The organism is Chryseobacterium sp. SORGH_AS_0447, from assembly GCF_030818695.1.
Lineage (GTDB): Bacteria > Bacteroidota > Bacteroidia > Flavobacteriales > Weeksellaceae > Chryseobacterium.
In genome coordinates this window covers 1,412,600-1,431,483 of the sequence record NZ_JAUTAR010000001.1, presented here as the reverse complement: position 1 = coordinate 1,431,483, position 18,884 = coordinate 1,412,600, and the positions used below count along the sequence as shown (strand labels likewise).

Here is an 18,884-nt window from a genome sequence, read left to right as displayed (position 1 = left end):
ATAAATATTTCTAGTAACCAATAGGTTTTAAAAAAAACCTCCCGGAAACCGGAAGGCTACAAAATAATTTATATATGAAGTTAAAAACTCTCATCAGCCAGCTCTTTATTTACAAGAGCCCCAGTTAGATTTCCCTGAGCTACCGCATTTGCTACAGCACGCATCATTGTGGTATTGTCTCCGCAGGCAAAAACGCCTTTCACATTGGTTTTATGGAAATGGTCTATTTTGATGTAGCCATGTTCCGTAAGTTCCAGTCCCAGATCTTCGGTATTAACATTCTGCTCAAAAGGGATTTTTGCATACAGTGCATCCAAAGGCACTTCTTCTCCGTCTTTGAGAATCACTTTATGGATCTGCCCGTTTTCATGTTCGATTCTTTCTATTTCAGTTTCTGTGATGCCGATTTTATTTCTTCCGAATATTTCAGTCTGTTCTTCATTTAGTGTTGAGCTGCCGTTGGTAAAGAGTTTCAGATCTTTAGTGAGGTTATAAACAATTTTAGAAAACTCGAAACCCAGCTCGCCGTTAGACATAATCCCGGTAGTTTTCCCATGAACTTCATACCCATGACAATACGGACAGTGAATCACCGAGATCCCCCAGCATTCTGCAAACCCGGGAATATCAGGTAAGCTATCCTTCACTCCGGAAGCCAGAATTATTTTTTTAGCACTGAACAGATCTCCGCTTGCCGTATGTACTTCGAAATTTTCGGGATTCCGGGCCATTCTGTTTACCAATCCTTCATGAAACTGAACGGTTTTATACTTCGATACCTGTTCTTTAGCAAGATCGGAAATTTCTTTTGGGGTTTTCCCGTCGTGGGTAAGAAAATTATGAGAATAAGGAGTATGGCTGTTGCATGGCTTTCCGCCGTCGATGATTAAAACTTTTCTCAGCGATCTTCCTAAAGACATCCCTGCCGATAGTCCTGCATAGCTTCCCCCGATAATGATCACATCAAAGTTATTTTCCATAAGCTGTTATTTAGTGCTACTGAGTACAAGTACTGCACCGTTTGTTGATTACAAAGATAAAATAAAAATCATTAACGCAACAATGTTTCAATAATAAAATTATGTTTAATCGGCTGGAAGAGGTAGGCTGGATGCTGGAAGTTTCCCTATTTTAAGATCATAGCCAATGATTTTAAGTATCGGATGATATTATTTGTGAGTCTCTTAATAGGAATTCTGCTTATTTTATTAATCCGATCTTTCTCGTTAATTAGTTAAAAATTAAATAAGTGCAATGGAATTTACGTTTCCTCAGCTTGTTTTCGATGAATTAAACCAACTGAAAACCGCAAATAATCCCGGAAATCTCATTCACTTAGATCGTTGAAGAAACGACCTCCGCCCTAGCCCTGATTGGAACGGCATCCTTTTTTGTTGCGGCCGGAACAGCGCGGAGGGCGTGACAAAAAAGATACAGTGGAAAGCAGGAAACAGCTCCTGAAAAATTAAGCGGGACACATCCAGGTGAAACAAAAAATCCCGGGGATAAGCCCCGGGATACAGTTTAAAGAAATGTATAGTGATTGTTTACTATTTTTTTGATTTGTCTTTCAACTCTTCCTTGTCTTTATCGGAAGGATTCCAGACTTTTACTTCGGCATTTTTATCGAGCCCCTCAAGGATCTGAACATTGATTCCGTCGCTGGCGCCTAATTTTACGTATGCTTTTTTAAATTTGCCGTCTTTCTGTTTTACCTCAACAAAGGGAACGTCTTTTCCGTTTCGCTTTTCGTACTGGATTAAAGATTCATCCAGCAGCAATGCATTTTTCTGGGAATTCAGCACGATTTCTCCGTTGGCCGAAAAACCGGCTCTGATATATTCATTATTCGGGTTGAAAACATCACCTTCCACCGGAAATTTGATGGTTCCATTATTGTCTTTTCCTTTCGGAGCAATCATCGTCAGCCTTCCCGGGAACGTTTTGTTCTGAAGGGCACCGATCACGATGTTCATGTCCATTCCCTGCTTCAGTTTTCCGGCCTGGGCTTCATCAATTTCCCCCTGGAAGATCAGGGAATTAAGGTCCGCAATCGAACAGATGGTTGTCCCCGCATTGAATGAATTGGCTTCGATCACCTGGCTTCCTACTTTTACCGGCACTTCAAGCACCGTCCCTGATGCCTTAGAGCGGATCTGGGTGGTTGCCAGCCCCTGCAGTTCCGGCGTAGAACCCGTTCTTGCGATCTGCAATGATTTCTGTGCGGTTACCAATTGCTGCTGGGCATTTCTGAGTGCCTGCTGGGTAGAGTACAACTGCTGCTGCGCATTTAAGTATTCCTGTTTGGAAGCCACCCCCTGCTTGTAAAGCTTTTCCTGCATTTCATACTGCTTGCGCATATTGTCGACATTCAGCTTGGCATTGCTGATCTGAAGCTGCTGGTTGTTTACATTCTGCTGGGCATTGTTCACCTCGGAAAGATTAGGAACAATCCTTACCGTAGCGATCAGCTGGCCTACTTCTACCCTGTCGCCTTCATCAACTAAGATTTTATCGATAATCCCGGCGATGTTCGGCTTGATCTCGATCTCTTCTTTCGGAACGATTTTTCCCGTAGCCATTACTTTATCATCCATATTCTGGACAGTAGGTTTTCTGGTAAGGAAAGCCTCGCTTTCTTTGGAATTGGATTTTACAACGTATCCAATTACTGCAAAAAGCGCCACGGCAAACAAAAGGCCCAAGACTATATAAACGGCTTTTTTCCAGGTGGATTTCTTTTTCATATGTATAGTTTATTTTTTAAATTCTATTAAAATTAAAGTTTAGGAACTATTCTGTCCGCAGTGCTTCGATCGGTCGGATTTTCACGGCTCTCTGCGCCGGGATCAATCCGATAATCAGCCCCAGGATCACCATCACTGCCATCGCGGCGAAAACATTCCCGTAGTTGACGGTCGGATTGTAAAACGGAAAGGAGTCCTGTCCTTTGGTAGCAATATCCAGAATCATCAGGACGAAAATACCAAAGATAAAACCGAGCAGCCCTGATGACAGCGTAATCACTACACTTTCCAGCAGGATCTGGTTCCGTACCTCGGAAGGTTTGGCGCCCAGTGCTCTCCTGATCCCGATTTCTTTCGTTCTTTCCTTTACCGTAATCAGCAGGATATTAGAAATCGCAATGACCCCTGCCAGGATGGTTAAAGTTCCCACGATAATGGTTAACAGCTGCATGCCCGTTAAAAATCCGGTAAGCTTCTTAAATTCTTTTCCCAAGTTGAAGCTTCCGAAGGCATTGGTATCTTCCGGAGAGACTTTGTTTTTGGACTTCAGTTCCAGCTTTACTTTCTCCTCCACCGAGTTTACATCTACATTCGGCTTGCTTACGATGGCAAACATATCGATCTGGTCTGCGGCATTGTACATCTTCGTATAGGTAGAAAGCGGAACAAAAACAGTCTGGTCATTTTCAAAACCACCGCCTTTCTTCACCCTGAAAACCCCGATCACATTGAAAAAGATCCCTTTGATGTTGATGGATTTCCCCAGCGGGTTCTCGTTCTTTTTGGCATCGAAAAAGTTTTTGTAGATCTCTTCCCCGATTACGGCTACATTTTTATTTCCTGAAACATCGGCATCATTGATGTATCTTCCAAAGATTAGTTTTTTCTCGGAAATTTTATTTCCTACCGGATAATCCCCGGTTAAAGAATAGGTCCCGGTTTTCCCGTTTCTGGACATGGCTTCCCCCGGTGTTCCGGTAAAGCTCCCGCGTGAATTCTGTGGGGAAATATAATCGATATCCGGGATTTTTCTTTTCAGCATTTCGATATCCGGGAGGTGAAGGTGCACCTGTCTTCCTTTTGGAAAACCTTCATACGGAATGGAGGTGTTCTGTGCCCAAAGGAAAATAGAGTTGGTCGCAAAACCGGAAAACAATTTGTCGAAACCGTTTTCCATCCCTTTTGCCGCCCCCAGCAAACTTACATACAAAAACATACCCCAGCCCACCCCAATCATGGTAAGGAACGTCCGGAGCTTATTATTCCGCAACGAATAATAAATTTCCTGCCAGGTATCTTTTTTAAATATTATGTTCATTTTTAATTGTCAATCTTTTTAATACTGTCAATGGTCAATTTCTGCGAGTCAATGGTCAATTCCTTTGGGTCAATTCGCTGTGCTTGTCAATTTCAGTTTACTTATAAATTCACTATTCACTTGCGAAGCAAAATTCACCATTCACTTTTATCATTCCGTTCTTAAAGCTTCGATCGGCTTGATTTTCGATGCCCGGTATGCCGGAACAAATCCTGCGATCAGTCCTGAAAAAACCAGCGCGATAAAGGCTGCAATAATATGCCCCCATCCTACACTTGGGTCTTTTATAAAATATTCTTCGAGGTTATCACCTATTAAATACAAGGCCAATACGCCAAGCCCCACACCTACCAATCCGGAAACGACGGTAATCACGACGCTTTCCTGAACGATCAGGGCGACAATACTCCGCGGTTTGGCACCGATGGCTTTTCTCACCCCGATTTCTTTGGTCCTTTCTTTTACGATGTAAACCATGATGTTACTGATCCCGATAATTCCCGCCAGCAATGTCCCCATTCCGATAAATCCTACAATTCCGGTAAGAACGGCCATGAAGGCGAACGTATCGTTCATGTTCTGGGCGTTGTTCCAGACCCGTACTCCGTTTTCATCATCGGGCGCTACATTTTTCCGGGCTTTTAACCGTTCTTTCAGTTCGTCACCATATTTGATGGCCTGTTCCGGTGTCATCTTATCATTGTAGGCAATATAGTTGATGCTTACCGTATCTGAACCTTTTTTCATCTGCTGCAGGGTGGTAATCGGAACCGTAATATGCCTTTCGTCCCAGTCGCCGCCGTCATCCGAGAAAACCCCCACCACTTTAAACATGGTTCCGTTGATGCTCAATTCTTTACCGACAGGACTTCCGTTTTTAATGAGGTCACGCTGAACCATTCTTCCGATCACAGCCACATTCTGTTTCCGGTCGAGATCCGTGGGTGTCAGGTAACGGCCTTCCAGTATCTTCCGGTTTTCGATTACCTGCTCTTCAGGTTTTGCCCCATTGATCTGGTAGTTTCCGCTTTCTTTTCCATATTTTACCAATAAATTCGAGGTATATCTCGGCGTGGAGCTTCCCACTTTTTCTTTATCGATATTCACCAGGAAATCGTAATCTTCGTTGTTCATTGTCACCTGGCGGTCAGACTGAAGTCCGTTGTAAGCAATGGTTGTTTTTCCTGTTACAATCGAGATCAGGTTTTGGGCATCCCGCGCAAACCCCTGCGTAAAGGCATTCTGCAATCCCGAACCTATTCCGAAAAGAACAATGAAAATAAACAATCCCAACGCCACGGTAAAACCGGAAAGTACTGTCCGTAATACATTACTGCGGATCGAACTGAATATTTCCTGCCAACGATCTAGATCAAACATATTTTTAAGCTTGAAGCGGGAAGCTGGATGAGGGAAGTCTCATCTATCCGCTGATTTAATTACTTTTATTATAACACCCTTTTCTTTCAATACCTAGACACTACCTCACAGCACATGCTGCTTAATAAACTCATCGCTTTCAATGATTCCGTCTCGGAGCACGACGTTTCTTTTGGTCTGGGCGGCAACGTCAGGTTCGTGGGTAACGACGATGATGGTTTTCCCTTCGTTGTTAATATCCTGTAACAGCTTCATGATGTCGTGCGTGGTTTTGGAGTCCAATGCTCCGGTAGGTTCATCTGCCAATACCACTTTCGGATCAGTGATCAATGCTCTGGCAATGGCGACCCTCTGTTTCTGCCCTCCGGAAAGTTCATTCGGCAAGTGGTTTGCCCACTGCGCCAATCCTACTTTTTCCAGGTACTCCATCGCTTTCTGGTTACGTTCTTTTCTCGGGACATTCTGGTAATACAGAGGAAGTGCTACATTATCCAGGGCGGTTTTATATCCAATCAGGTTGAAGGACTGGAAAATAAATCCCAAAAAGCGGCTTCTGTATTCCGCAGCTTTTACCTCAGACAGATGCTCGATCGGCACATTATCCAGTTCGTAGACGCCGGAATCTTTTTCATCAAGAATACCGATGATGTTCAGAAGCGTAGACTTCCCGGAACCGGAACTTCCCATGATCGAAACAAACTCGCCCTCGGAAATGCTGAGATTGATCCCCTTGAGTACGTGCAGCTTGCTTTTTCCCGTATCGTACGATTTATGTAAATCCTGAATTAGTAACATGAAGTGATGTTATGTTTTATACCCAATAAGTAGGTACAATTTTTAATTTGTTACGGAGAATGGAAATTTCTTTACATAAATTCATGTTTAATAAATTAATCCTTTATTTATAAGGGTTTACAATTTTTTGTTTAATTCAAAACCGGCAATATCCCGTATTTTTCCACGATAAAGGTTTGTAAGTCAATATTTAAAGGCTTTCCGTGCAAATGTGGAAAACTTTTACTGTTAAAACTCAACGAATTAGTGTTTGCCCCTTTCATTTACAGTTCTTGTTTTCTAACTTTGTACTTAGACGGCCGGGAATATGCAGCAGTTTTGATTGTGAATAACTTTTAGCAATAAATCATTATCAATCAGCAACTTGCTTATCACACCGGACTTTTCCACACTGATCCGATTAATTAAATTTAAAGACATTTTAACATGGGAGTTTTTGATAAGAGAGTAAGTTACAAGCCATTTGAATACCCTGAAGTTCTTCAGTTCGTAGAGGCGATCAACAAATCGTTCTGGGTACATTCCGAAGTGGATTTTACTGCAGATGTTCAGGATTTTCATTCGCAGCTGGAGCCGCATGAAAAACATGCTGTGAAAAATGCGCTTTTAGCGATTGCACAGATTGAGGTGTCTGTAAAGACCTTCTGGGGAAATCTATACACGCACCTTCCGAAACCTGAATTCAACGGGTTGGGTTCTACCTTTGCAGAGTGTGAATTCCGTCACTCGGAAGCGTATTCGCGTCTTCTTGAGGTGTTGGGATACAACGATGAGTTCCTTAACGTGGTGGAAATTCCTGCTGTGAAAAGCAGAATCGAGTTTTTAGGAAATGCCCTGAGACATGCCAATTCCGCAACGCCTAAAGAATATGTTTCGGCTTTATTGCTGTTCAGTATCCTGGTAGAAAACGTATCTCTTTTCTCTCAGTTTGCCATCATCCTTTCTTTCACAAGATTTAAAGGATTTATGAAAAATGTTTCCAACATTATTGCCTGGACTTCCGTAGATGAGCAGATCCACGCGAATGCCGGAATTTATTTAATCAACAAAATCAGAGAGGAGCAGCCGGATCTTTTAACTGACAGCGATATCGAAGACATTTATACATTGGTGGATGAATCAATTGAAAGAGAAGGCGACATCCTGAGCTGGATCTTCGAATTGGGTGAAATCGACCACGTTTCCAAAGAAGACCTTTTAAATTTCATGAAATACCGTGTTGATGACAGTTTAAAGAAAATCAACATGACGCCGAGATATAACATCACTGCTGAGCAGTACAGACCGATGGTTTGGTTCGAGGAAGAGGTTTTTGCCAATTCCATGGATGATTTCTTTGCAAAAAGACCGGTAGATTATACTAAGCACGATAAGAGTATTACGGCTAATGACTTGTTTTAAATTTGATTAAATTTTTGTGACAGTAAGGACAAAAATATGGAATGATTTATTAGATACTAAAAAAGGAGATATTTATTTAGTTTCTTACATTTCAAATCAAAGAAAATGGAGAAAATGGTTTAAGATAATAACAATACTTTTTTCTGCATCTGGAATTTTTACAGCATTTAAAAATTTTGAAATTCCTACTGTAATATCTTTTATTGTAATTGGATCAATCCAATTACTGCAAAGTATTGAAAACTTTATAATTAGTTCTGATAAAGATCTTGATGAAATAAAGAAACTACGATTACTATATTATGAAAGAACTTTAGAATTAGAAAAATTATGGATTGATTTTGAAGAAAATCATATTAATGAAACTAAGGCTAAAGGAAGGTTATACAAAATTATGGATGGTAGTAAAAAAATTGAAGATATTGACTCATCCATTAATATAAAAAGTATAAAAAATCTAAATAAAAAAGCAGAAAGCGAAGTAAACATTTATTCACAAAAATTAACAAGACATGAGTAAAAAAATAAATATTTCGGAAGTAAAAATTAATTCTAATCCTCAAGGTGGAATAGTGAAGAACGGACAAGTACCTACAATGCATAACCCGCCTCCGCCTCCGCCCAAAAACAATAGCTCAGCCAATAGTTAGTTAACATAATTATCATTTAGCGAGCGTCAAAACAGATAGTACTAGCAATGTCATGCTGAGCCTGTCGAAGCATTTGTAATCCAATTTTTAATAACATAAGAAACAAAATTCCTGAGCCTTAAAACCGCTCGGGAATTCGAAAATATAACAACTATGGACGAACAGAACAACAACATATGGTGGCTCAATGAAGAGTCTGAGCAAATGCTGAACAGAGGCTATTTGCTGAAAGGGGAAACGGTAGATGGTGCGATCGACCGGATTACCACTGCGGCAGCAAAAAGATTATATAAGCCGGAACTTCAGCCTGCGTTCAAGGAAATGATCACCAAAGGATGGATCAGTTTCTCATCGCCGGTTTGGGCCAACATGGGAACCCAGAGAGGGCTTCCTATCTCGTGTTTCAACGTCCACATTCCGGACAGCATTGAAGGCATCACCCACAAAATGGGGGAAGTGATCATGCAGACGAAAATCGGAGGCGGAACTTCAGGGTATTTCGGGGAGCTCCGTAACCGTGGAACAGCGGTAACGGACAACGGAAAATCTTCAGGAGCGGTTTCTTTCATGAAATTGTTTGATACCGCAATGGATGTTGTTTCCCAGGGTGGGGTAAGAAGAGGAGCTTTTGCCGCTTACCTTGACATTGACCACGGGGATATTGAAGAATTTTTATCGATTAAAGATATCGGAAGCCCGATTCAGAACCTGTTTACGGGAATCTGTGTGCCGGACTACTGGATGCAGGATATGATCGACGGGGATATGGATAAGCGTAAAATCTGGGCAAGGGTATTGGAAAGCCGTCAGCAGAAAGGTCTACCTTATATCTTCTTTACGGATAATGTAAACCGTAACAAACCTCAGGTATATAAAGATCTTGGATTAACGGTAAACGCCAGTAACCTATGTTCCGAAATCATGCTTCCTTCCACCAGAGAAGAATCTTTCATCTGCTGTCTGTCTTCCATGAACCTGGAGCTGTATGACGAGTGGAAAGATACCGATGCCGTAAAACTGGCAATTTATTTCTTAGATGCCGTATTATCCGAATTCATCGATAAAACGGAAGGAAACTATTACCTGCAGGGCGCGAGAAACTTCGCGATGCGTCACCGAGCATTAGGATTAGGTGTTTTAGGATACCATTCTTATCTGCAAAAGAATATGATCCCGTTTGAAAGTTTTGAAGCAACCCAGTTCAACGCGAGGGCTTTCAGACGAATCAAAGAGCAGGCAGAACAGGCATCAAGAGAACTGGCCAATATCTACGGAGAACCTGAATTGCTAAAAGGATACGGTTTGAGAAATACCACGACGATGGCAATCGCTCCTACAACCTCAAGTTCTGCAATTCTAGGGCAGACTTCTCCGGGAATCGAGCCATTTGCGTCCAACTATTATAAAGCCGGACTTGCGAAAGGAAACTTTATGCGTAAAAATAAATATCTGGCCAAATTACTGGAAGCAAAAGGGTTGGATAATGAAGAAACATGGAGAACGATCATGTTGAATCACGGTTCGGTACAACATTTGAAGGAACTAACCGATGAAGAGAAAGCAGTGTTCAAAACATTCAAGGAAATCTCTCCAATGGAGATTATTTCCCAGGCTGCCCAAAGACAACAGTACATTGACCAGGCGCAGTCTCTGAACTTGCAGATCCCTTCAACAATGCCTGTGAAAGATGTGAACTACCTTTACATCGAAGCATGGAAGAAAGGTGTAAAAACCCTTTATTATCAAAGAAGTTCTTCTGTTTCTAAAGAAATGATGGTAAATTTTGTTACCTGCACGGCTTGTGAAGCATAAGACTCCCAAATAATAAACAATACATATTCACTTCGGCACGCTTTTTAGCGTGCTTTTTTGTGGTAGGAAACTGCTGTATTCAATCTCATGGAAAACAATTTCTGTGGGTTTTGTCTTATATTTGTTACAAGACTAAAAACATTCAAATATGAAATTCGGAAAAGTAGAGGATCCTTCAAAGATCGATTTTGCATTGCCTAAAGACCATTCACAGACTAAGGAAATTTTAAGCCAGAACAAAAAAGGGCTTGAGAATATTTCAGTAGGAGCAGCCAAATGGAATAAGACCGATATGAAAGGATTTTACCCACGCGGTACGAAGGATGAACTTACCTACTACTCTACCCAGTTCAATTCCATTGAGCTGAACGGGACATTCTACGGAATGCCGGCTCCGGAACAGATTATTACCTGGAAAGATAAAACGCCCGCAAATTTTAAGTTTTTTCCAAAACTCACCAGCACCATTTCCCATTACCGACGGCTGATTGATATAACCGACCACGTTACCCAGTTTGCCACTTCGATCCTGAATTTCGAAGAAAAGCTGGGAATGGCGTTTCTCCAGCTTCATGATAATTACCAGCCTAAAGATTACAGCAGGCTTGAAAAGTTTGTAAAAGAATGGCCAAAAGAAGTTCCGCTGGCCATCGAGTTGCGGAATGCGGAATGGTTTGCCGATGAAGAGATTTTCAATACCACCTGTGAGCTTTTTGAAAAGCATCATATTACCAATATCATTGTAGATACGCCCGGAAGAAGGGATATGCTGCATATGCGGCTCACCACTCCAAATACCTTTATCCGTTATGTGGCGGCCGGGACAGAAATCGACTATGCGCGGCTGGATGAATGGGTCCAGCGTCTTACCCAATGGAAGAAGGAAGGCATACGCAATATATATTTTTTTGTGCATCAGGGGCTTGATAAAGATAGCCCTCTCCTTTCGGCCTATCTGATCAAAAAAATGAACGAAACCTGGAAAACCGACCTCCACGTCCCCAAAATGGCGACTGAAAATCTTGGAACCCTATTTTAAAGATTAGGACTTTTTTAATATTATTCGCTAAATAGTGAAATAAATTATATTAAAAAACATAATTTTAACGAAAATAATTCACTTTTTTAGCCGTAAAAAAAATTCCGTGCAATCCTGCATTTGCGTCCTTATATTTAGTACATTAGGAAGTGTGACAAACTAAAATGAATGTTGAACTATTTATTAAAAAGCAATGGAAAAGGAAATCTGCACCATAAGCATTACCAATAACTGGCTGGGAGATGCCTATACTTTCTACGAAAACAATAAAATAAAAAGGACGTATGATAATAACAGCCTGAGTTCTGACAAAACGGAATGGCTGGAACCGAAACAGATCAGTAAGCAGAATAAGGATAAGCTGGTCAAGAATTGCCCCGAAGAATTCAAGGAGACTGTTATGCTGATCCTGGACTATCCTTAGACGGCCAAAGTTTCATCATCTAAAAACATAAACCCGGCTCATTTAAAGAGTACCGGGATTTATTATTTACGTTTTCTCGTCAGTAGGACCAGATTCAAGAATAGTAGCAGGAAATCCAGTGTTACCCAGATGCCGACCTTTGTATTTTCATAATTGTACGCCTCCACCTGCTTTTTAGCAATCTCTGAAAGTTTTACACTCTGGTTGATGTAATTATTGACTTCGATGATCTGATCAATATTTTTATTCGGAACGGAGTGCTGGGAGAAATATACCAGATTTTTTTTACCGAGGTAACCAACAATCCAGTATTCATCAGACTTGTCCATCCTCAGGTATTCGATCCTGTAGTATTCGGAACGGACGTTTCCGATATGCTTTGTTTCAATTGCTTTTCCGGCCTCGGGATCATTCAGATTGATCACATAAAAATCGATCGGCTGCGGAAGCTTGTTGATTACCTGCAAGGCAACAGAATCCTGGACGATTCCAACGGAACTCCTTTTAATAAACCAATAGGTAAAAAAAGAAATGGAAAAAACCAGTGTAAGGATCCGGAAGATCTTGGCCCATTCCGCGCCCCTTCCCTTCTTCACCTTAAAAAGGATCAGAGAGAAAACCAGTGCCCAGAAAATAAGCAAAACCATAAATACCATACTGCAAAGATACTTATTTAAAAGGGTTTATCGGGAATACTCGTCTACATTCCATTCTTTGTAGAACTGATCTAGGAAATTCAGCATAAAATCGTGCCTTTCAGCTGCAATCTCTTTTCCTTTTTCCGTATTCATCAGATCTTTCAGCAGGAGTAGTTTTTCATAAAAGTGATTGATGGTCGTGCCGTTGGATTTTTTGTATTCTTCCTTAGACATATTCAACTTTGGCTTTACATTAGGATCATACATCGGATTGTTTTTAAAGCCTCCGAAATTAAAGGTTCTGGCTACCCCGATGGCTCCGATGGCATCCACCCTGTCGGCATCCTGTACGATTTTAAGCTCAATAGGAAGATACTGCGGAACATCACCCCTGTTCTTAAAGGAAATGTTTTTAATGATAAATAAAACCTGTCCGATCACTTCCTCCGAAGCCTGCTGACCTTCGAGAAATTCTCTTGAGACTTTAAGTGCAAGGGTTTCATCCCCGTTATGAAATTTCGGATCGGCGATATCATGTAGCAAGGCCGCAAGCTCTACCACTTCCTGATTGCAGTTTTCGGTTTCAGCGATCTTTTTAGACAGTTTCCAAACTCTTTCGATGTGAAACCAGTCGTGCCCGGCTTCCGCGCCTTCCAGTTTTCCCTTTACAAATTTTACCGTATTTTCGATCAGATTACTCATGTATTATCAATTTCATTTAAAATAATGTCCCAAAGGTTTTTATTGTAGCTCCTGAAAAAATTGACGTGACCTATTTCGCCGTGTTTTGATTCTGAGGTTTCAACAAATCTATACGCCGGCTTAAGGTTTGGATATGTATCTTCCAGCAGGCTTTTTACTCCTTTTTCCGTCAGCCATCCATCATCTTCTGCCCGGATCACCAATACACGCTGTTTCAGCTCCCTGGCATAGCTCTCCGTTTTTTCCAGCAACCGGTTGGTTGATTTTCTGTTTAAAATTAAGGTTCTCCAGTCAGATGCGCAATTTTTCGGGAGACTTTCTCCAAGCCCGAACCAATTAGCGGGAAAATATCCCAGTAATCCGGTTGTTAAGGGCTGGACAATTCCGAATCCTAAAAGAGCTTCTATCCTGGTCCTGAACTTCAGGTTTCCGATGAAGGCATTCTGTGTGCCTACAAAAACAAATTCATCGAATATCAGAGAACCCTCATTCATGCCCAGAATTAAAGCGCCTACCGAATGGCCAAGGCAATATTTTTTATACTGTTTAAAATGGAGCTGAATATAATCCGTCAATACTTTATAATCCACTGATCCCCAAACCCTCATCGAGGCTTTGAACCCTTTCATACGGACAGGTTTGGAAAGACCGATCCCGCGGTAATCATAGGTGATCACAGTAAATCCTTTTTCCGAAAAATAACTGGCAAATGAAAAATAAAGTTGCTGCTTTACTCCCGTTGCCGAATTGATGAGCAATAATTTACCGTTACTAATCTCCGGCAGAAAAAGATGGGCAGTAATGGACAGCTGATCCGGGGTTGTAAGCTTGAGCTCTTTCATATCTAAAAGAAAAAAATCCACTATAAAAGTGGAAATTTTACATTTTATTATAATGCTTTGTTCGTATTTTCGATATGCAGCAAATAGTTTAAAGAAAATCCGAAACTCTCGGAAGACCCGTCTGCGAACCTTTTTTACCGGAAACCCTTGCAGAAACTTCATTCCCGAATTTTACACATTCTTCAATCGGATTTTCATGGCATAACGCTACCGAAAATCCGGCGGTAAACGCATCGCCCATTCCCATTTTGTGTACGGTTTTATCTTTATCATTCCTGCAGTATTTCATTTCCGTACCATCAAAATAAACGGTGGAATTGATATCATCCCTCACGAAAACTTTGTTAAAATATTTTTTAAGGATTTCTTCCCGTTGTTCTTCGCCGAAAACAATGTGCAGCTCACTGCTTTTTACAATAATGAAATCTACATTATCAATGACTTCATTGCTTAAACGTTGTGCAGGAGAAGCATACAAGCCGACTTTTTTACGGTACTTTTTGGCTTTTCTTACGGTATATTCCACAACTTTCATGGGAACTTCAAGTTGGAGAAGAACAAGCTCTGTGGTATGGAAATATTTATCTGCTGCTTCTACATGCTCGATGCTCAAATAATTATTGGCCGCAGGAACGACAACAATGGCTGCATTTCCCTCTGAAGTGGTCACATAAGCTGTTCCGGTTGCTTCCTGATCGGTTTCAAAAACAAAACCCACGTTTACGTTTTCATTCACCATATTTCTCATGATCTGCTGGCCGAGAGGATCCATACCCACACAGCCTATGAAATAAACGCTTGCCCCAAGTCTGGCAGCGCCAACTGCCTGATTGGCTCCCTTTCCTCCAAAATAGCTTTCGGAATTATAGGCAATAACGGTCTCATTCTGACAGGGAACTTTTTCAGTTTCTAAAACAAGATCTATCGAAGAGCTTCCTACAACGATGATTTTCGGCTGGTCTGAGGAAAAATTCATTGTGTTTTATATTGGCTTTTTATTATTTTGTGATTCGGACAAATTTATCATCTCGCGGCTGTGTTTCAAAAACAATTAACTTTAATTAACTAATTTCGATAAATTCAGTAACAATCTTTACCGGCGCGCCGCTTTTATCATAGGCAATATAGCTTGCATAGAAACCTTCACCGTATCCGGTTTCAAAGGCAAAAATGGTTCCAGGATGTGCTTCCGACGGCTTTAAGAATGCATACTGGTCAATAGCTCCGTTTTCATCGAAGAAGTATTCATGGAAAAATTCTTCATAAATCCCCATAAAGTCTACCCCTTTGCTCCGGTACAGCCTCTGTTCGAGATCATTAAGGCCATTTTGGGTATCGGCATCCATGAAGCAGCCCATCCCGCTTTCTACAGGATATCCGAATACTTCCCCTTCTGCAAGGTCTTTTACATGCTGCCCTTCCGTTACAGCCAGTTTCCAGTCTGCCACTTCTGCATCACCGAAGATAATTTCAGCGTAAGCCACACAATTGCTTTCCCTTTCCTTATGCAGTAAAACAGAAAAATCTCCTTTCGGAAATTTTGTAGTGAACGGGTTCATATCGCTGGTGATTACTGGATCACAGGCAACAAGCTTCCCGCTGGAAAGATAGATTTTCCCGACTTCGAAGCTTTCCAGCAAAGGACTTTCTACAAAGTTTTTGGAAAATAGTTTTTTTATGTTTTCTATATGTGTCATTTAATATTAATTAATCTCCATCATCCGAAATGATGGTATTCAGATAAAGTATCTGATTATTTTTAGCCTGATCAATCTACCAGCTGCTGTCTTCCGCAGAAAGTTTGAATAGCCCTTCTTTGTAAGGCTGGCTAATCTGTTTGATCCTGCTTTCAAGAACTTCCCAGCTTTCTTCGGAATACGAACGTAAAACGGCATTCAATTCCGCCTTATTGTTATTGACATATTCTACCGGAACCGGAAAAAAATCGCTCCAGTGAGGAGTACAGCTTGAAGTACCTTCGTAAAGCGCCACTGTCCCGATCCTGTCGTTCAGTTTTCCTTTTCCTTTGTAAGGTATTATTTTAACCACCGGATAGCTTCCTCCGGCAAATCCTTTTGACAGATCGGTTGTAACGGCAATCAGTTTGGGATTTTCAGAAACCACAATTCCGCCGTTGGAATCTCCATAAGCAAAGTGTTCACTTTTCCTCCTCCAGTAAAAATAATTTATTACAAAAAAGAAGGCAGAAGGCAGAAATCCCCACAGCAGGGAGACCTCAAAAGTAAAAACCAATGAAGCCAATAGAGGGATCAGCAGCAGAACAGATTTGGGCATATACCTCATCAGTACGAAAGGCATTACCCTTACCCTTGCCGGATTAGAAGCCACGGTATCACTATCCAGCGTGAAAATACCTCTATCGTCTTTCATTGATATTATTATTTTAAAGTTATAGGCTTTTCAGCTTTTCTTCCAGAATCGCAATTTTGTCCAGCGCATCTTTTTGTTTTTTACGCTCAACCTCTACAATTTCCGGCTTGGCATTCGCCACAAACTTTTCGTTAGACAGCTTTTTGTCTACCGAAATCAGGAAGCCTTTTAAATATTTAAGCTCTTCTTCGGTTTTTTTCTTTTCTTCTTCCAGGTCTAAATTTTCACTTAGTGGAATTGAAATTTCGGTTGCTCCTACCAGGAAGGTGAAGCTCGGCTTGTCCGTTTTTGTTGCAAAATGAATTTCTGAAACATTCGCCAGTTTTCTGATAACGGCTTCATTAGCAAATTCTGTAGCATTGGTATAAACTTCAGCTGCTTCTCTTGGAGAAATCCCTTTGGTCTGACGGTAATTTCTTACCCCGGAAATTACGTCTGACGCTGTTTCGAAGTTTTTAATAATGGTTTCATCAAATGCTTCCGCTTTTTTCTGCTGGGCAATAATCAAGGCATCTTCATGACTTCTTTCAGAAATCGTCTGCCATAATTCTTCCGTTAAGAAAGGCATGAATGGATGAAGCAGTTTTATTAATTCCTCAAAAAGCTTTACAGTTTTATGGTAAACTTCTTTGGAAATTCCTTCTCCGTAATTTGGTTTAATGGCTTCCAGATACCAACCGCAGAAATCGTCCCAAATTAATTTATAGATCAAATGCAGAGCATCAGAGATTCTAAATTTTTCAAACTGATCATCGATTTCAGCAATGGTCTTGCTTAGCTTATTTTCAAACCACTCAATCGTTTGGTTTTCTGTATCATTTGCAGGCTTATCTTCATGGTTCCACATATTGATGAGACGGAAGGCGTTCCAGATTTTCGTCATGAAGTTTCTTCCCTGCAGCATCAGTTCTTCATCAAAAAGCAGATCGTTTCCAGCTGCGGAACTCAGTAAAATTCCAACACGTACGCCATCAGCTCCATATTTCTCTATCAACTCTAACGGATCTGGTGAATTTCCTAAAGACTTGGACATCTTTCTTCTCTGCTTATCCCTTACAATGCCTGTAAAATAAACATTTTTAAAAGGAACCTCTTTTCTGTATTCCAATCCGGCCATGATCATCCGGGCTACCCAGAAGAAAATAATATCCGGACCAGTTACCAGGTCTGAAGTCGGGTAATAATAATTGATGTCTTTATTTTCAGGATCAATCAGCCCGTCGAATACTGACATCGGCCACAGCCAAGATGAGAACCAGGTATCCAGCGCATCTTCATCCTGCTTCAGGTTTCCGGCAGTTAGCTGATCATTACCTGTTTTTTGTCTGGCCAGTTCCAGCGCCTCTTCAATGGTTTCTGCAACTACGAAATCGTTTTCGCCGTCTCCGTAATAGTAGGCAGGAATCTGCTGTCCCCACCAAAGCTGGCGGGAAATATTCCAGTCGCGGATGTTTTCCATCCAGTATTTATAGGTATTCTTAAACTTTTCAGGATAGAATTTTACCTCATCGTCCATGACAACACCCAGGGCCGGTTTTGCAATCTCAGACATTTTCAGGAACCACTGAACCGAAACCTTTGGTTCAATAACCGCTCCGGTTCTTTCTGAAGTTCCTACTTTATTTACATAGTCTTCTGCTTTCAGCAAAAGACCTTTTTCTTCCAATTCTTTCGCGATCTGCTTTCTTACGTCGAACCTGTTTTTTCCGGAGTAATGCAATCCGTGATCGTTCAGATTTCCGTCGTCATCCAGGGCATCGATCATCTGCAGGTTATGCTTCTGGCCGATTTCATAATCGTTCACGTCGTGCGCTGGCGTGATCTTTAGCGCTCCTGTTCCGAATTCGATATCCACATATTCGTCTTCGATAACCGGAATTACCCTGTTTACGATCGGTACGATTACTTTTTTTCCTTTCAGGTGAGCATATCGCTCGTCATTCGGGTTGATGCAGATCGCCGTATCCCCGAAAATAGTTTCAGGACGGGTCGTCGCTACCGAAAGGAATTCTTCCGAACCTTCAACGTTGTATTTAAGGAAATATAATTTTCCGTTCTGTTCTTTGAAGATTACTTCTTCATCGGAAATGTTGGTCTTGGCTTCCGGATCCCAGTTTACCATCCGGTATCCACGGTAGATCAATCCTTTGTTGTACAAATCAACAAAAGATTTAGTAACCTGCTGGGAAAGCTTCGGTTCCATCGTAAATCGGGTTCTGTCCCAATCGCAGGAACATCCCAGTTTTTTCAGCTGCTCAAGGATGGTTCCGCCGTATTTATCGGTCCAGTCCCAAGCATGTTTCAGGAATTCTTCGCGGGTGATATCAGACTTGCTGACCCCTTCGGATTTCAGTTTGGCAACTACTTTCGCCTCCGTAGCAATGGAAGCGTGATCTGTTCCCGGCACCCAGCAGGCATTGAAGCCCTGCATTCTCGCACGACGGACCAGAACATCCTGAATGGTATTGTTAAGCATGTGCCCCATGTGCAAAATCCCCGTTACGTTAGGCGGAGGAATTACAACAGTGTACGGCGGCTTATCATTCGGTTCTGAGTGGAAGTATTTGTTTTCCAACCAGTAATTGTACCACTTTTGTTCTGTTTCCTGTGGATTGTACTTTTCTGAAATCTGCATAAATTCTGTTTCTTTACTTTACAATTTGCAAAAATAGTCTAAAGAAAAAAAATTTTAAGTATGAATTAAAATAATTTTTAACTTTGTTCTCGAAATTTATCTAACAACAT

General features: G+C 41.2%; 17 protein-coding genes. 5 read left to right on the top strand and 12 right to left on the bottom strand.

Annotation, left to right across the window (positions count from 1 at the left end):
- Positions 1-80: 80 nt before the first annotated feature.
- From QE422_RS06765 to QE422_RS06745, 5 genes are all read right to left on the bottom strand, one after another.
- Positions 81-980, bottom strand: a complete 900-nt coding sequence (locus tag QE422_RS06765) for an NAD(P)/FAD-dependent oxidoreductase (protein WP_307456156.1) — start codon at positions 978-980, stop codon at positions 81-83.
- Positions 981-1,550: 570 nt separating this feature from the next.
- The gene (locus QE422_RS06760) at positions 1,551-2,747 is read right to left on the bottom strand and encodes an efflux RND transporter periplasmic adaptor subunit (RefSeq protein WP_307456154.1); all 1,197 of its coding nucleotides are present in this window, start codon (positions 2,745-2,747) and stop codon (positions 1,551-1,553) included.
- Positions 2,748-2,793: 46 nt separating this feature from the next.
- Complete coding sequence (locus tag QE422_RS06755) at positions 2,794-4,065, bottom strand: ABC transporter permease (protein WP_307456153.1); 1,272 nt, start codon at positions 4,063-4,065, stop codon at positions 2,794-2,796.
- 150 nt (positions 4,066-4,215) lie between these two features.
- Positions 4,216-5,445: an ABC transporter permease gene (locus tag QE422_RS06750; protein WP_307456151.1), complete on the bottom strand. Its 1,230-nt coding sequence runs from the start codon at positions 5,443-5,445 to the stop codon at positions 4,216-4,218.
- A gap of 105 nt (positions 5,446-5,550) precedes the next feature.
- Positions 5,551-6,240 carry an ABC transporter ATP-binding protein gene (locus QE422_RS06745; RefSeq protein ID WP_307456149.1) on the bottom strand — a complete coding sequence of 230 codons (690 nt, stop codon included), beginning with the start codon at positions 6,238-6,240 and terminating at the stop codon, positions 5,551-5,553.
- Positions 6,241-6,666: 426 nt separating this feature from the next.
- Between QE422_RS06745 and QE422_RS06740 the strand changes: the two genes are divergently transcribed.
- From QE422_RS06740 to QE422_RS06720, 5 genes are all read left to right on the top strand, one after another.
- Positions 6,667-7,641 carry a ribonucleotide-diphosphate reductase subunit beta gene (locus QE422_RS06740; protein ID WP_307456148.1) on the top strand — a complete coding sequence of 325 codons (975 nt, stop codon included), beginning with the start codon at positions 6,667-6,669 and terminating at the stop codon, positions 7,639-7,641.
- Between the two features lie 16 nt (positions 7,642-7,657).
- Positions 7,658-8,161 carry a hypothetical protein gene (locus QE422_RS06735; protein ID WP_307456146.1) on the top strand — a complete coding sequence of 168 codons (504 nt, stop codon included), beginning with the start codon at positions 7,658-7,660 and terminating at the stop codon, positions 8,159-8,161.
- A 274-nt stretch (positions 8,162-8,435) separates the two neighbouring features.
- Entirely contained in the window at positions 8,436-10,103 is a 1,668-nt protein-coding gene (locus tag QE422_RS06730; protein WP_307462297.1) for a ribonucleoside-diphosphate reductase subunit alpha, read from the top strand.
- Between the two features lie 148 nt (positions 10,104-10,251).
- A complete protein-coding gene (locus QE422_RS06725; protein ID WP_307456145.1) occupies positions 10,252-11,142 on the top strand; it encodes a DUF72 domain-containing protein in 891 nt (296 codons plus the stop codon).
- A 193-nt stretch (positions 11,143-11,335) separates the two neighbouring features.
- Positions 11,336-11,566, top strand: a complete 231-nt coding sequence (locus QE422_RS06720) for a hypothetical protein (RefSeq protein ID WP_307456143.1) — start codon at positions 11,336-11,338, stop codon at positions 11,564-11,566.
- A 62-nt stretch (positions 11,567-11,628) separates the two neighbouring features.
- Here the strand turns inward: QE422_RS06720 and QE422_RS06715 are convergent, their stop codons facing one another.
- From QE422_RS06715 to QE422_RS06685, 7 genes are all read right to left on the bottom strand, one after another.
- Positions 11,629-12,213, bottom strand: coding sequence for a hypothetical protein (locus QE422_RS06715; RefSeq protein ID WP_307456141.1), 585 nt, complete (start codon positions 12,211-12,213; stop codon positions 11,629-11,631).
- A 36-nt stretch (positions 12,214-12,249) separates the two neighbouring features.
- Entirely contained in the window at positions 12,250-12,906 is a 657-nt protein-coding gene (locus QE422_RS06710) for an HD domain-containing protein (RefSeq protein ID WP_307456139.1), read from the bottom strand.
- Positions 12,903-13,748 (bottom strand): alpha/beta fold hydrolase, encoded by an 846-nt coding sequence (locus tag QE422_RS06705; protein WP_307456137.1) that lies wholly within the window; start codon positions 13,746-13,748, stop codon positions 12,903-12,905. The genes QE422_RS06710 and QE422_RS06705 overlap by 4 nt, the downstream gene beginning before the upstream one ends.
- Positions 13,749-13,836: 88 nt before the next feature.
- A complete protein-coding gene (locus QE422_RS06700; RefSeq protein WP_307456135.1) occupies positions 13,837-14,724 on the bottom strand; it encodes a ribokinase in 888 nt (295 codons plus the stop codon).
- An 85-nt stretch (positions 14,725-14,809) separates the two neighbouring features.
- Positions 14,810-15,445 carry a DUF4241 domain-containing protein gene (locus QE422_RS06695; protein WP_307456133.1) on the bottom strand — a complete coding sequence of 212 codons (636 nt, stop codon included), beginning with the start codon at positions 15,443-15,445 and terminating at the stop codon, positions 14,810-14,812.
- A gap of 76 nt (positions 15,446-15,521) precedes the next feature.
- Complete coding sequence (locus tag QE422_RS06690; protein WP_307456131.1) at positions 15,522-16,139, bottom strand: DUF3239 domain-containing protein; 618 nt, start codon at positions 16,137-16,139, stop codon at positions 15,522-15,524.
- Between the two features lie 19 nt (positions 16,140-16,158).
- Positions 16,159-18,774 carry a valine--tRNA ligase gene (locus QE422_RS06685; protein WP_307456129.1) on the bottom strand — a complete coding sequence of 872 codons (2,616 nt, stop codon included), beginning with the start codon at positions 18,772-18,774 and terminating at the stop codon, positions 16,159-16,161.
- Between the last annotated feature and the right edge of the window lie 110 nt (positions 18,775-18,884).

Excerpts from the sequence above, each read along its gene's own strand:
- QE422_RS06750 (WP_307456151.1), bottom strand. The coding sequence starts at position 5,445 with ATGTTTGATCTAGATCGTTGGCAGGAAATATTCAGTTCGATCCGCAGT.
- QE422_RS06725 (WP_307456145.1), top strand. The coding sequence starts at position 10,252 with ATGAAATTCGGAAAAGTAGAGGATCCTTCAAAGATCGATTTTGCATTG.
- QE422_RS06715 (WP_307456141.1), bottom strand. The coding sequence starts at position 12,213 with ATGGTTTTGCTTATTTTCTGGGCACTGGTTTTCTCTCTGATCCTTTTT.
- QE422_RS06695 (WP_307456133.1), bottom strand. The coding sequence starts at position 15,445 with ATGACACATATAGAAAACATAAAAAAACTATTTTCCAAAAACTTTGTA.
- QE422_RS06710 (WP_307456139.1), bottom strand. The coding sequence starts at position 12,906 with ATGAGTAATCTGATCGAAAATACGGTAAAATTTGTAAAGGGAAAACTG.
- QE422_RS06700 (WP_307456135.1), bottom strand. The coding sequence starts at position 14,724 with ATGAATTTTTCCTCAGACCAGCCGAAAATCATCGTTGTAGGAAGCTCT.
- QE422_RS06690 (WP_307456131.1), bottom strand. The coding sequence starts at position 16,139 with ATGAAAGACGATAGAGGTATTTTCACGCTGGATAGTGATACCGTGGCT.
- QE422_RS06685 (WP_307456129.1), bottom strand. The coding sequence starts at position 18,774 with ATGCAGATTTCAGAAAAGTACAATCCACAGGAAACAGAACAAAAGTGG.
- QE422_RS06720 (WP_307456143.1), top strand. The coding sequence starts at position 11,336 with ATGGAAAAGGAAATCTGCACCATAAGCATTACCAATAACTGGCTGGGA.
- QE422_RS06740 (WP_307456148.1), top strand. The coding sequence starts at position 6,667 with ATGGGAGTTTTTGATAAGAGAGTAAGTTACAAGCCATTTGAATACCCT.
- QE422_RS06765 (WP_307456156.1), bottom strand. The coding sequence starts at position 980 with ATGGAAAATAACTTTGATGTGATCATTATCGGGGGAAGCTATGCAGGA.
- QE422_RS06755 (WP_307456153.1), bottom strand. The coding sequence starts at position 4,065 with ATGAACATAATATTTAAAAAAGATACCTGGCAGGAAATTTATTATTCG.
- QE422_RS06705 (WP_307456137.1), bottom strand. The coding sequence starts at position 13,748 with ATGAAAGAGCTCAAGCTTACAACCCCGGATCAGCTGTCCATTACTGCC.
- QE422_RS06760 (WP_307456154.1), bottom strand. The coding sequence starts at position 2,747 with ATGAAAAAGAAATCCACCTGGAAAAAAGCCGTTTATATAGTCTTGGGC.
- QE422_RS06745 (WP_307456149.1), bottom strand. The coding sequence starts at position 6,240 with ATGTTACTAATTCAGGATTTACATAAATCGTACGATACGGGAAAAAGC.